The 13,900-nt window shown below is 42.4% G+C and carries 11 protein-coding genes and 1 pseudogene; 3 read left to right on the top strand and 9 right to left on the bottom strand.

All coding sequences use genetic code 11. From position 1 onward, the window contains the following. Positions 1 to 30 precede the first annotated feature (30 nt). From DFR63_RS00320 to DFR63_RS00300, 5 genes are all read right to left on the bottom strand, one after another. Entirely contained in the window at positions 31 to 471 is a 441-nt protein-coding gene (locus tag DFR63_RS00320; RefSeq protein ID WP_115883792.1) for an ASCH domain-containing protein, read from the bottom strand. Between the two features lie 5 nt (positions 472 to 476). Continuing rightward, complete coding sequence (locus DFR63_RS00315) at positions 477 to 2,207, bottom strand: ABC transporter ATP-binding protein (protein WP_115883791.1); 1,731 nt, start codon at positions 2,205 to 2,207, stop codon at positions 477 to 479. Further along, on the bottom strand, positions 2,204 to 3,940 hold the full coding sequence (locus tag DFR63_RS00310; protein WP_115883790.1) for an ABC transporter ATP-binding protein: 1,737 nt from the start codon (positions 3,938 to 3,940) through the stop codon (positions 2,204 to 2,206). Before DFR63_RS00310 ends, DFR63_RS00315 begins: the two co-directional genes overlap by 4 nt. A 340-nt stretch (positions 3,941 to 4,280) precedes the next feature. Then, the gene (locus DFR63_RS00305; RefSeq protein WP_115883789.1) at positions 4,281 to 5,270 is read right to left on the bottom strand and encodes a zinc-binding dehydrogenase; all 990 of its coding nucleotides are present in this window, start codon (positions 5,268 to 5,270) and stop codon (positions 4,281 to 4,283) included. Between the two features lie 23 nt (positions 5,271 to 5,293). Continuing rightward, positions 5,294 to 5,701 (bottom strand): hypothetical protein, encoded by a 408-nt coding sequence (locus DFR63_RS00300; RefSeq protein ID WP_115883788.1) that lies wholly within the window; start codon positions 5,699 to 5,701, stop codon positions 5,294 to 5,296. Positions 5,702 to 5,877: 176 nt separating this feature from the next. Here DFR63_RS00300 and DFR63_RS00295 point away from each other — a divergent pair, with 176 nt between their 5' ends. From DFR63_RS00295 to DFR63_RS00285, 3 genes are all read left to right on the top strand, one after another. Beyond that, a complete protein-coding gene (locus DFR63_RS00295) occupies positions 5,878 to 6,738 on the top strand; it encodes an alpha/beta fold hydrolase (RefSeq protein ID WP_115883787.1) in 861 nt (286 codons plus the stop codon). Between the two features lie 52 nt (positions 6,739 to 6,790). Next, a complete protein-coding gene (locus DFR63_RS00290; protein WP_115883786.1) occupies positions 6,791 to 7,279 on the top strand; it encodes a DUF805 domain-containing protein in 489 nt (162 codons plus the stop codon). A gap of 140 nt (positions 7,280 to 7,419) precedes the next feature. Continuing rightward, on the top strand, positions 7,420 to 8,757 hold the full coding sequence (locus DFR63_RS00285; RefSeq protein WP_115883785.1) for a PQQ-dependent sugar dehydrogenase: 1,338 nt from the start codon (positions 7,420 to 7,422) through the stop codon (positions 8,755 to 8,757). A 55-nt stretch (positions 8,758 to 8,812) separates the two neighbouring features. Here DFR63_RS00285 and DFR63_RS00280 read toward each other — a convergent pair whose 3' ends face one another. The 4 genes and pseudogenes from DFR63_RS00280 to DFR63_RS00265 form a co-directional block, all read right to left on the bottom strand. Beyond that, a complete protein-coding gene (locus tag DFR63_RS00280; protein WP_245954093.1) occupies positions 8,813 to 9,781 on the bottom strand; it encodes an asparaginase in 969 nt (322 codons plus the stop codon). A 159-nt stretch (positions 9,782 to 9,940) separates the two neighbouring features. Beyond that, positions 9,941 to 11,350: pseudogene (gene nhaC, locus DFR63_RS00275) on the bottom strand (Na+/H+ antiporter NhaC). 16 nt (positions 11,351 to 11,366) lie between these two features. After that, entirely contained in the window at positions 11,367 to 12,515 is a 1,149-nt protein-coding gene (gene iadA / locus DFR63_RS00270) for a beta-aspartyl-peptidase (RefSeq protein ID WP_115883783.1), read from the bottom strand. Positions 12,516 to 12,708: 193 nt separating this feature from the next. Beyond that, positions 12,709 to 13,887, bottom strand: a complete 1,179-nt coding sequence (locus DFR63_RS00265; protein ID WP_147302182.1) for an MFS transporter — start codon at positions 13,885 to 13,887, stop codon at positions 12,709 to 12,711. Between the last annotated feature and the right edge of the window lie 13 nt (positions 13,888 to 13,900).

The raw sequence follows: 13,900 nt of genomic DNA, 5'->3' as shown, positions 1-13,900 counted from the left end.
CATGGTCAGTTATAACTTTTAGCTATATCCTTACACGTATAGACATTTAAACTCTTCAACGACAATTTTTTCGTCCTCGTTAAATTCGAGACCCATTTCAGGATAGAGCCAGCCAAAGAAATCAAGATGTGCCTGTCTCCAATACGATAAAGACCGGTCGCCCTCGCCTTCTTTATAAGCGAGTTCTTCATCAGCATCTTTAAAAACAATTGTATACACTTTCATACATTCGATAATACATTTCGGAGTATCATCTCTACCAAGTATGATACTTAATTCTCCAGCTTCAGGGAGACTCTCATTCTCTAACTCGTACTCTTTTAAGCTGCTGCATGTTAAAGTCTTCTTTCCTGAAATGACGAGTTCTGCAAGCATGTCCGGATCGGCTCCGAACTGCCAGGCCGTATAGCTTTTATCTTTGTATTCCGGATGTTTTCCTATAAACTGTTTCCAGTATTGTTCTTCTGTCATTATTATCATCCCATCTGCATTGCATACATTCTGCTGTAGTTTTGTCCTAACGCTATTAATTCCTGATGATTGCCCTGCTCTTTAATTTCACCGTTTTCTAAGAGTATAATCTGATCCGCATGCTGTATTGTCGACAGCCTGTGCGCAATGATAAAGGTCGTGCGGTCTTTTGACACAACATCCATGGCATACTGAATCAGCTGTTCTGTTTCAGAATCGATATTGCTCGTCGCCTCATCCAGCACGAGCACTTTTGGATTAAAGGCGAGTGCCCGGGCAAATGAAATCAGCTGTCTTTCACCTAAAGAAAGCGTCGCGCCCCGCTCTGTGAGTTCGGAATGAACACCGTCAGGAAGACGCGTCATAAGCGCCCCCGCCCCGACATCTTCAAGGGCTTTAATTATTTCCTCTTCCGATATATTTTCATTGTTCAGCCTGACGTTATAGAGCAGTGTTCCGCTGTATATAAATGGATCCTGCAGCACGATCGACATAAACTGCCTTAAACTTTGTTTATCGATTTGCTTCGTATCGGACTCATCGAAGTAAATCGCACCTTCGTTCGGGTCGTAGAACCGCATTAAAAGATTAATAATCGAACTTTTACCCGAGCCGGTATGACCGACCAGAGCCACAGTTTCACCTTCGGCCGCGTCGATATTAATATTTTTTAAGACATCTCTTTTGCCATCATATGAAAAATTCACATTACGAAATGAAATCTTGCCGGTGAACTCCTGCAGCAGATGACCTTCTTTCTTCTCAGGCTCACTCTCCAGCATTTCAAAGACTTTATTTGCCGCTACACGCGCCTGCTCAAAAATACTCAGCTGGCCGATAATATTAAACAGCGGATTAAAGAAGCGGGTAATATAGTCGACAAGCAGGTACATCAGACCGACCGTGAGCGCCCCGGTGTCTCCGAGAAAGGTGCTTGCAAAAATATATACGAGTATAGCAAAGACCAGCGAACGGATAGAGTTTGCCAGGTTTTCTCCAGACAGGCTTTCCAGTTTGACAAGTCCGCTCGCACTGTCGTAATACTCATCGTTAATTTTTTCGAACTCGCTTCTGATCTGTTCTTCACGGTTAAAAACTTGAATAATCGGCATGCCGTTAATCGATTCGTTAATCATCGCGTTCATATCGCTGTTTCTTTCCCGTTTAATATGATTATTTTCATTGGAATATTTCTTATACAATACACTCCAGATAATAATGACCGGAATGAACAGGAGCATGACAACACCCGTCCAGAAGTGGACATAAAAAACAATCGCCGTAATACTGAAGATAGTTAAAATACTCACTATAAACATCGGAATGACCGAAGCAAACAGCTGCAGGATCGATTCTGTATCATTTGTAATTCTTGCAACGACTTTACCTGCCGGCAGATTATCAAAATACCGTATCGGCAGCTGCTGCACGTGTTTAAATACATCGAGCCGCATTTTTTGGACAGCTCTTGTTCCGGCTGAAATTAAAATAATCTGAGCATAGTAGCTCGCAACCGCATGCATCATTTTTATCGTTAAAAATAAGGCAACTAAATATAAAATCGGGCGTATTAAAATGTTCCCTTCACCGAGTTTAATATGGTTATCGATAATCGCCGCTGCAATTAGCGGACCGGCGAGTTCAAAGCCGACCATGCAAATCATTAAAAGTATGCCGCCTGTGAACATTCCTTTGTACTGCTTAATATAAGGGAGCAGTTTTAGCATTTCCTTCATTCCGGCTCACCTCCTTTAAGAAAATAATCGTTCTGTTTTGAATACCAGCCGATGCCGTCAGACAGCTCTCTATGAGTGCCTGATTCAACAATCCTGCCGTCTTCCAACACGATAATTTTATCGGCATGATGCACTGCTGATAAACGGTGTGTGATAATAATCGTCGTTTTGCCTTCGCGGGCGTTTTTAATATGGTCGATTATTCTCTGTTCAGTTCGTGCATCGACAGCACTTAAGGCATCATCCAGTATGAGAATATCCGGTTTTCTGATCAGGCTCCTCGCAATTGAGATGCGCTGCTTCTGGCCGCCGCTTAACGATACTCCTTTTTCCCCGACGAGCGTATCGAGTCCTTCCGGCATGCGCTTCAGATCTTCATCAAAAGCACTCAAACGGATAGCTTCCATCATTTCCTCTTCGGTTGCATCCGGTTTGCCAAACATAATGTTCTCTCTGACAGTGCGCGAAAACAGAATGTTTTCCTGGGAAACATAGCCGAGCTTGTCGCGCAATTTTTTGCGATCGAGCTGTGAAATATTCACACCGTCGATAATTAAATCTCCGGTGCCTTCCGGATATATTTTTAACAGCTGCTTGATAAAGGTCGACTTGCCGCTGCCCGTTTTGCCGACTATCCCGAGCGTCTCGCCTTTGTTCAGCTCGAGTGTAATGTTCTCAAGGCTGTTGCGGTTTCCTGTCGGATATTTAAAAGTCACTTCGTTAAAGTTGAAGCTTGTATCATGCACTGTATACTTGCCGCAGTCTTTCAAATCGTCAGTTTCGTCGAGTACATTTTGAATACGGTCGTAGGATGCATTACCGCGTTCCATAATGTTAAACAGCATACCGAGAGCAAACATCGGCCAAATCAGCATGTTTAAGTAAACGTTAAATGTAATGAGCTCACCGACAGTAATCACACCATTATTGACGAGCACTGCACCGTAGCTGAACGATATCGCAATACTTGCTGATACGACGATAATCGTCAGCGGCTGAAAGAAGGCGTCGAGTTTTTCCACCTTCATAAATTTCTTTAAGTAGTTCTCAGTCAAATTATGGAATCTTTTGTTTTCAGCATCTTCCTGCACGTAACTGCGGGTCAGCCTGACCCCTTCAACCACTTCCAGGACCGCATCGTTCATCACCCCAAAAGCTTCCTGGGAAGATTTATGACGCTTATTGATCATCTTGCCGAGGCGGGACTCAATAATTGCAAGCAGAGGCAGCGGCAGCAGCGCAAAAAATGTCAGCTGCCAGCTGATCGTAAAGCCCATGACCAGAACAATTGTCAGTAAAAAGGTCGTTGAGTCGAGCAGTGTAATAATGCCGAATCCTGTTGCCATGTTCACTGTCCGAAGATCGTTCGTTGCTTTTGCCATTAAATCGCCGGTTTTGCTTTTTTCATAAAAACTCGGCGACAGCAGCAGAAATTTACGCATTAGACGGCTGCGTAAGATAGATTCGATTTTAATTGCTCCTTCAAAGAGCAGGTAGCCCCACCAGTAACTGACAATGTAAGCTCCAACAATTACCCCTGCAAAAATCAGAAGAATATTGCGCGTCATTTCCTTGGTAAGTTCACCGTTATTGATTAAATCGATAGTCCGGCCGATCAGCTGCGGCGGAATGATATCGAGGATGTTCGCAATTAGCAAAAATAAGACGATCAATGCATAACGTTTTTTGTTCGAGAGAATATACCAGCTGATTTTCCTGATGTAATTAAACATAATTCATTTTACCCCCAAATTTCCCTTTGAATTATTTCGCTGTGATGGTGTTTATCCTCTCAGAAAAAGCACAAAAAAAGCGCGCACTATTAATGTGCACGCTGAAAAATTGCATAAAAATAGAGAGGACATGCCTCTCCATTTTCAAATATATCTTATTTTAGAATAATTTATAGTTGTGAAAGTAGAGAGGTACGGATATTTGTTTGTGAAATTGCATTTTTTTGAGTTTGCTGTAATAATTTCATAACGCCTTACCTCCTGTTCATATTTTTGTCACAAAACAAGCATAAATTATCTTTTTACAATTTGCAAGCAGAATTTTCGAATAATTTAAAAATTATAAAGTAAAAGCAATCTTGCCCATCATGCCGGCATTTTCGAGACGATCAAATGCCTCTTTGTATTCTTCGAGTTTAAATGTCTTATCCATTACCGGTTTAATGTTGTGTTTTTCGATAAAATCAAGCATTTCGTGAAGCTCTTCAGTACTCGCCATTGTTGAACCGAGTAAGTTAAACTGCCCATAGAAAAACTTGCGCAGATCAAAGTCCACAGTATCCCCTGCTGATGCACCGAAAGCGACCAAAGTACCGCCGCGTTTCAGCTGGTCCAGAGACTGATTAAACGTTGCCGCACCAACACTTTCAATAACGAGATCGACCTTTTCACCGCCGAGCTGCTCACCCCAGTCCGCTTCAGAATCAAGCGCTTTATCAGCACCGAGTTTCAGCGCTTCTTGACGTTTTTCTTCTGAACGCGAAGTAACATAGACTGTTGCCCCGGCAGCCTTAGCAAACTGCAAAAGATAAGTCCCTGCACCGCCTGTTGCACCTGGAATCAGCACTGTCTGTCCGGCTTTAAGCTGTCCTCTCGTAAACATCGCGCGGTAGGCAGTCATCGCAGATAAGGCGAGCACCCCCGCTTCTTCCCAATTTAAATGTTCAGGCTTCGCGACAGCATTTTCTCGAGGGATGGTAATGTACTCTGCGAAGGTGCCGTTGAACGGAAAGCCGGTAACTTCAAAATCTTCCGGTGGCACCGCGCTGTTTTTCTCCCAGCCGAGTGACGGATTGATAATGACTTCGTCGCCAATTTCCACGTTCTTAACGTTAGCACCAATCTGGTCAACAACCCCTGCACCGTCGGAACCAAGCACAATCGGCGGATCGTTTTCACCGTGCCTGTTCGGGATAAATAAGTCTCTGTGATTTAATCCTGCTGTTTTTAATTTAACGATGACCTCATCGTCTCCCAATTTATCCTGTTCCACTTCACCGAATTTAATACCTTCAAGACTCTGTACGCCTTCATGATATAAAGCTTTCATTAAAAATAACCTCCTCGTAAGATTTACTTTGCCGGTTTAACAGTTACGCCGCCAGCTTCACTTTCTAAGGTCCAGTTTGCAGACAGAATATTCTCTAAATCTTTCTGCTGGTTTTCATCGAGTTCAAGTCCTGAGATGACAAATTCATCGACCTGGTAATCTTCATCAGCAAATTTGCCGAACTTCATTTTAATTAAATTCTTAAGACCATTGAAAGTAAGGAACTTCACTTTGTAGCCGTCGTTTACAATCGATTCGAAATCGGCATTTTTGTCGAGCTCAACAAGCGCGTCAAAATCCATATTTTCTTTAACAGCTTTGAATTCCTCAAGATCGTTGGCTTTAATATTTTTAATAATTTTATCGTTGCTGATGCCATTTCCTCTCAAAGTTTCAATCGCATAAGCTTCCATTAACGTAATCGATTCCATCTGTGTGCCTCCTAAAATAATGTTACGGCTATTGTATCATTTAGAATGTTTTATGAAACTATAAATAGCTTGGGGTATTCGTTTGCGACCGCATGTGAAGACTTCATCGGGACGATAATGGGTATACATCTATTAAAGAGAAATTTTTAATAGTTTAAAAAAAGGAGAAAGATAAAATGGATAGTCATTACACAAATATTAATGGTGTTAAGCTGCATTACGTCACAGGCGGCATTGAAAATGGTCCAGTCTGCTTGCTTCTGCACGGTTTCCCTGAAAGCTGGATTACGTGGCGAAAGGTAATTCCTTCTTTGGAGAATCATTATAAAATTGTTGCCGTGGATCTCAGAGGCTATGGAGATTCAGACAAACCAGAGGGCATAGAAAATTACACAAATAAACTTATGGCGAGTGATATTGCAGGAATATTAGCTGAACTGAAGCTTGCCAGTGCTTACGTTGTCGGTCATGACCGCGGTGCAAGAGTCGCACGAAGAATGGCCTATGATTATCCAGAATTAATTAACCGTCTTGCTCTGATTGAAATTATGCCGATGGAATATGTATATTCTTTATCCGCTGAAGAAGCTGCGAAGAAATATTGGCATTGGGTATTTCAAGTTGTGCCCGATTTACCGGAGACACTAATTTCAGGCAAGGAAGAAGAATATTTAAAATTCCTGCTCAGCCGCGGTGATGGTTTATTCGACCGCTTAAATTCAGATGGCTCGTGGCATGAGTATCTCTCACACTGGAAAAAGCCAGGCGCAGTGAAAGCAGCGTTAAGTGATTACAGAGCTTCATATAAATTTGATCTGCCCGAGTATCAGGAAATGGTTGAAACAGAAGATAAATTAAACATCGACACTCTGCTGCTTTGGGCGGAAAAAGGAAATCTGTCGGGGCTGCCTGTTGAAGAAATATGGAAGCAGTCGCTTAATAATGTGACAGGATATGAACTGAAGAACTGCGGCCACTATCTGCTCGAAGAAAGCGGCGAAGAAGTCGCAAAGTGCATTCTTAAATTTGATAAATAGCAAAACGGATTTGTTAATATTTACACCAAACTGACTTCAGGGAGGTTTTCATATGATATTTAAAAGCTACATAGATTTCTGGAAGCATACTTTTGATTTCAGCGGAAGGTCGACCCGTTCTGACTTCTGGGTACCTTTTCTGATTCATATCTTTATCTTTCTTTTTGTTTTTTACTTTAGTGCAGTTATACAAATTCCACTTGCGAGGTATGTGGTGCTGCTGACAATGGTACCTTCTTTTACAACCGCAGCACGGCGGCTGCATGATACAAACCGGACAATGCTGTTCGCGATTTTGTTTCCAATCAGTGCGATTGCTGCACCTTACGGACTCATTGCCGGTTTTATCGGAATTTTTGCCTGGCACGGGACTGACGGTGATACAACCGTTGGCATCGTATTAGTCATCAGTATTTTATGTCTCGTTTTTGGAACAATTATTTTCATTTACTGTTTAATTCTGTTCGTCCTGCCCGGTGATAAGGAACCAAATAAATACGGTTCAGGCGGCAGCTGTTTACTATTTAATTCAAACGAATAAACTCACAAAGACATCGGTCTAATCCCTCTTTGTCGCGGATTTTCATGTGCGAATCCAGCACATAATTCTTTAGTTTTCTGAAAATTGTGATAAAATTAATTTAAAAGAAACTTTATACTATAGAAAAGGAGAGGGACACAATGCCGAAAGTTTCGTCGTCGAGATTATTGTTCTTTACAATGCTGATCTTTGTATTGGCGTTGGCAGCATGCGGCAATGATAATACTTCAGAAGAAGCAACGACGGATGAATCAGAGACTGTAACAGAAGAGTCAGCTGACGACTCGGAAACCGTAACAGAAGAATCAACTGACGACTCGGAAACCGCAACGGAAGAAAGTGCTGAAACTGAACCAAAAGTAACTGAGTTTGAACCAGCATTTCCAGAACAAACCAGAGCGCCTAAAGTAGAAACTGAAACAGAATTGAATGTGGAAGTTGTTGCTGAAGGTCTTGATGTGTCCTGGGGTATGGAAGAGTTTGATACGAACCGCTTGCTTGTTACGCAAAGGGACTCCGCAGAACTTCTTATTTTAAACCTTGAAGATGGTTCTGTTTCAGATCCAATCGAAGGTACACCGGAAGTAAATAACGAAGATCAGGGTGGTTTACTTGATGTAACCGTCGCACTTGATTTCGACGAATCAAGGCTGGTGTTTATGACGTTTTCCGAAGATAAGGACGATGGTACTTTAACTGCTGTCGGTAAGGGTGTGTTATCAGAAGATGAGACCTCACTTGAAGATTTTGAAGTTATCTTCGAGGCAGAACCAGCCTATGATGGCACCTTACACTATGGCGGACGTATTATTTTTGATGAAGATGGCAACCTGTTCTTAACAACTGGTGAGCGCTCAGATGATCCAATTCGAGAACGTGCACAGGACTTAGATGCTTATTTAGGTAAAGTCATTCACATTACACAGGACGGGGAACCAGTAGATTCGAATCCATTTATTGAAGATAAAGACGCACTTGATGGTATATACAGCTACGGTCACCGTAATATTCAAGGTGTGGACTTCAACCCAGAAACAGGAGACTTATGGATTGTTGAGTTCGGTCCACAGGCCGGAGATGAGCTGAACATTATTGAACCGGGTTCTAACTATGGATGGCCGACTGTGTCTTACGGTATCGAGTACAGCGGTGAATTAATCAATGATGGTATTTCAGAACACGAAGCGCAGGGCTTTGTTGAACCCGTATATTATTGGGATCCAACGAGTGCACCAAGCGGTATGTCATTCTATGATAACGACGCCATTCCTGAATGGGAGAACAACCTGTTTATCGGCGGTCTGGCGCCAAACTATATTGTACGGGTCGTCATTGAAGACGGCATGATTGTTGGGGAAGAACGTCTGTTAACTGACGAAGGCCAACGTTTCCGCGATATTCTTGTAACTGAAGATGGCGCGCTTGTAGCAGCTACTGATGGCGGTATGATTTATAAGGTAACTGCAGCAGGTGAATAATTAAAGATTCAAAAACACCGGAGCATATCACTATTTGCTCCGGTTTCTTTATTGTTTAGTATTTAAAATCCTCTTCGGTAACCTCTTCCCCAGCAGCCAGCATTACAGCGAGTTTCAGTCTCGCTTTTTTACTGTCGTAAGAGCCGCCGTTCACTGCACCGTCTTTTTCAAATTGCGAAATACCACCGGAAAAGTCATAGGCTACCTTTACATCGCCGTCATCGGAAGCGGAAGTAATAACAACCTTAATTCCCGCATCGACCGCTCTTCTCACTCCTGCAGCAACGAGGTCATTTGCATGCCCCCGCCCCATTGTTTCAATAACAAGTCCCTCGACTTTATGGTCAATTGCACAATCGATAAATTTCGCATCAGTACCCAAAGCACATTTAATAATATCGACTTCGGGCAATTCTCCTTGAACTTTATATGTACTGTTATGTGCCGGATACTGATAAATTTTTACATCATGGCCATCCACCGTTCCGAGGTATCCTGTGCCTCCGCCGCCAAAACCGTCGACGTTCATCGCGTTCACTTTTTTTACAAATCTCGGCATAAATACTTTCGAATTAAATAAGGCGCTGACGCCGATTTTTGCCGCTCCTTCATCTGCTGCCAGTGTAATGGCATCCTGCAGATTGGCATAAGCATCGGTCCCAATCAGCTCCGGCCCGCGCTGCGATCCTGTGACGACGACTGCTTTCCCTGCCGGTATAACCTGACTTAGGAAATAAGACGTTTCTTCAAGCGTGTCAGTACCGTGTGTAAGTACGATGCCATCCACATCGTCGTCATTGACCGCTTCCAGAACAGCGTCTTTTATCGTTATCAGGTTGTCAAAAGTAATAGCACTGCTTGAGACTTTAATAATCTCCTCTACGCTGATGTGGATATCATCGTGTAAATCCAATTTCCCCGCCAGTTCCTCTCCTGTTATCAAGCCGGTTTGCTGGAGTCCTGTAACAGGATCCCGTTTGCTGGCAATCGTTCCCCCTGTTGTCAGCAGTTTAATATGTGGCATAATCATTCCCCTTTTTATGTAAACTTAAAATCATTTACAGTATAACAATAAGCAAGCAGCGTCTCTATAAAGAATATTTCATCAAGCCTACTCCTAAATAAAGTTTGAGGCATCTCCAAAAATTATTGAAGATGCCCGTTAGTAAGTTTAATTAGCTTTCTATTCTTTCAAATCTTTTGCAATACCAATTCCTGTATATCCTAGAATAATAGCAAAGATAAATCCAACGTAGCAAAGCACGGCCCAAGGGGCATAACTTAAGGTTGGGATGCCGAGTGTTCCTGCCATAAATACTCCTGCAGATGATCAGGGGATTAAAGGAACGATAACTGTTCCTGAGTCCTCAAGTGTTCTTGACAGATTTTTTGCAGCAAGATTTTTCATTTTATAAGTATCTTTGAACATTTCCCCCGGAACGATTATAGACAGGTAAGAGTTGCCTGTTACTAATGCCATAGTCAGACAGGATAAGACGGTTGTTAATATTAAATCTCCCGTACGTTTAACGAATTTAAGAAGATATTCTATAATGACTTCCAAGGCACCTGATTTTGTCATAATTCCTGCGAAGGCAAACGCCGAAAAGGCGATTAAAATCACACTTGTCATAGACTGCATGCCGCCCTGATGTACTAAATCCAGCACTTCCGGTATGACAGAAGAGGCTTCGAATCCATTTTTGTTAACCATGCTGACATCAAAGCCGCTAACTGCAGATGCAAATACATCTTTTAAGCTGAATCCTTGTATAAACATTCCCAAAACTCCTGCCAGCACTGAAGAGAATATAATGACCGGCAATGTAGGATATTTTTTTACAGCTCCGAATAATATAAGAGCAGGCGGCAATAATAACAGTATATTCCAGCTGAACATAGCATTTAAAGTTGTCAGCATAGTAGTCATCGTTTCCGGCGCTGTAACTTCTTTGTCAGCAATACTTAATCCTGCGATTAAATAAATAACCATCGATACGATAGCTGCCGGAACCGTCGTCCACATCATATGTTTAATATGTTCATACAATTCACTTCCAGCAGCAATCGGCGCAAGATTTGTTGTGTCGGATAATGGAGATAGTTTATCTCCAAAATATGCACCTGCAACTATCGCACCGGCAGTAGCCGGAAGATTGGCTTCGAGGCCTGTCGCAATTCCCATCAAAGCGACACCAACTGTTCCGACTGACCCCCATGATGTTCCGGTAACGATAGATATAATGGCAGAAACGACAAAGGCAATTAAAACGATGAATGTCGGATTAATCAGTTCCAGCCCGTAGTATATTAACATTGGAATAGTGCCGGATATCATCCAGGTACCAATTAAAATCCCGATAGATATGAGGATCAGAATGGCAGGCATAGCCAGGCTCACTTTTTCCTGTATTCCTTTCATCATATCTTCCCATGAAAATCCAAGACGAAGAGCAATAAATCCTGCATATACGGAAGAAAGTATAAGCAGCGGTTCAGGGTTTAATCCGAATACTCCAAAACCGATTGCCAGCAGCAGCAGCATTACGGCAATAGGTGAAAATGCTTCAAATAAATTTGGTTTTCTTTTCATATATGTACGCTCTCCCTTATTCAAAAGTCCCTTTTACGAGTAAATTGCCGTTCTCAATCATATGCTTTCCTTTCGCAAATACATGTTCAATTTCAAAGGTATCTTTCGACAGCACTAATAAGTCAGCATCACTTCCTTCTTGAATCACACCTTTGCCTTCGAGTTTCAGGGCCTCTGCAGTGTTGGCTGTCACCAGCCTCAAAGTTTCTTCCAAAGATAATTCTCCCGCTCTAATCGTTTCAATAACCTGATTAAATAGGGTGCGCGTACTGGCGACTCCAAAGCCGATCAGTTTTCCTTCTTCATTAAATTTAGGCAGACTGCCGTTGCCATCCGAAGATATAGTCAGCTTACTTAAATCCCCCTGATTCTTTTTATAATAGGAGATCCATTCGTAAGTCGTGTCATCAGCGGTAATATCGACAAATGCACCCCTTGCTGCCAGTCTGATGGCATCATCAAATAATTCCCTGCTTCTAGTTATATGAGTCACATGGAGATTCGATGCAGGCAGTTCGTATTCATCCAGCAGCTGGTGAAGTATTGATAAATAACCTTTTCCGGGACCTGTATGGAAGTGGGTAATTCCCGCCTTGCCGCTTAACATGCCGCCTACTCTGGTTTGACCGACAATTTTTGCAAGTTCATGTACACTTGGCTGGCCGGATCTCGAATCAGATATTGCAATTTCGGCAGTACCGATTACTTTATCGATTAAAATTGCATCATCCTTTACATTGTCAGTAAAAGTCGGTGTCGGCACATCATAATTACCGGTATAAATATATGTAGAAATTCCTTCGATTTCCAAACCCCGGGCTTTAGCAAGGAGAGAAGTCAAATGCCGCGTAGTCCCGTCTGTTCCGATCAGACCGGCCGCTGAAGTAATACCCGACTGAATTAAATCACTGATTTGAATTTCCGGAGTGCGGGTCGCAAATCCGCCCTCACCTCCGCCTCCGAGAAAATGTACATGGGGATCGATAAAACCCGGTGTGACAAGAGCACCTTCGGCATCAATGATTTTATAGTCAATCCCGAGGCTGGATACTGCGTTTTCATCGATATCGCCAATTTTTGAAATTTTACCGTTAATCACTAAGACTGACTGCTTGCCGATAAAGTCCGGAGCATAAATCTCTGCATTTTTAATTAAAGTAATCACAAAACCATTCCTTTTCGTATGAATAATTTGAAAATTTTAAAAACATAGTCCTATACTAAATCTGTAATTGTAGATAGTCAACAAAACGTAAGAAGTTCCTGTGTGGTGAAAACCAGCAGGAACTTCTTGAATTACTTTATTTATGCAGATTGGCATTTCTTCTTATAGATTCAAAGTCCATACTCTTACATTTTTAATATGAAGCATTTAATTTTAACTGCGTATGCATCCGTGACAGCATCAGTGTAAATATTAAAGCGATGACTGCAACACCAAAGATAACCGTCATGACTGCCGATACCCCGTACATATCTGCGATTTTACCTAAAACCGGTGCAAAGACTCCGCCTGCGCTGACCGATAAACCGAGAGTGACACCTGATGCCAGGCCGACTCTGTTCGGCAGATACTGCTGTCCCAGCACAACGAGTGAACTGTACGGCATAAAAATTAGAAATCCTGCTGCGATTATCATCAGTGCCGAGAGTGCAAACGATTCTGTAACAGAGAGGATAAACAGTACCGGTACAACTGCTATAAAGCTGTAGCGGATGACGTTTAAGTAACCTAAATTGTCTGCGATTCTTCCTCCAAAGAGTGTACCCGCTGATGTCGAGATCAGGAAGATACTTAAAAGTATATTCCCCGATTCATTGGACTGGAGAATAATCGTAATCCAGAACAGCGGAATAAAGGTGTTCAAACTTATAAAGACAATGGACCGCATAATCAGCACAACGCTTAAGAGCGAGAATGGTTTCCACTGGTCTTTCGGAAGTACCTGAGCTGTGGCTGCAGAAGAAACAGGTGCTTTTTGCCCTGCCGGTTCACTGGTGACTTTCCAAATAATTAAACTCATAATCAGCGACGGGATAATTAAAATTATCAAACCCTGCAAATCCCACAGCATGAGCGTGACAGTAGCGACAACGGGTCCGAGTGCAAAGCCCAAAGTCCCGCCCAAAGAAAATATGCTCATATCCGATGCTTTGTTTTTCCCTGCATTCAAAGTCACGGTCTTTGCTGCTTCCGGGTGAAACAGTGCTGTTCCAAGCCCGCTGACCATAATGGCAGCAAAAATTGCCCAGTAGTTATCTAAAAAGCCAATAACCGCAAGCCCTGAGCTGCCGAGGATTAAGCCTAAAGGCACCATCCATTTTTTAGATATAATATCTGAATATATACCGATAAAAGGCTGAGAGACTGACGAGACGATATTTGCTGCAAATATGAGGGCTGCTGCCGCTGTATATGTAAAATCATAAGCAAAAATTAAAAAAGGCAGCAGGGCCGGCAGAATGCCTGAGTTCATATCACAAAATAAGTGACCTGCTGCCATAGCGTATGTTTTCCTGTTGGCTGATTTAAACACTGTATCCCCTTCG

Source organism: Jeotgalicoccus halotolerans, assembly GCF_003387165.1.
Lineage (GTDB): Bacteria > Bacillota > Bacilli > Staphylococcales > Salinicoccaceae > Jeotgalicoccus > Jeotgalicoccus halotolerans.
Note: the sequence above shows the minus strand (reverse complement) of the source record. Positions and strands in the feature narration are given on the sequence as shown.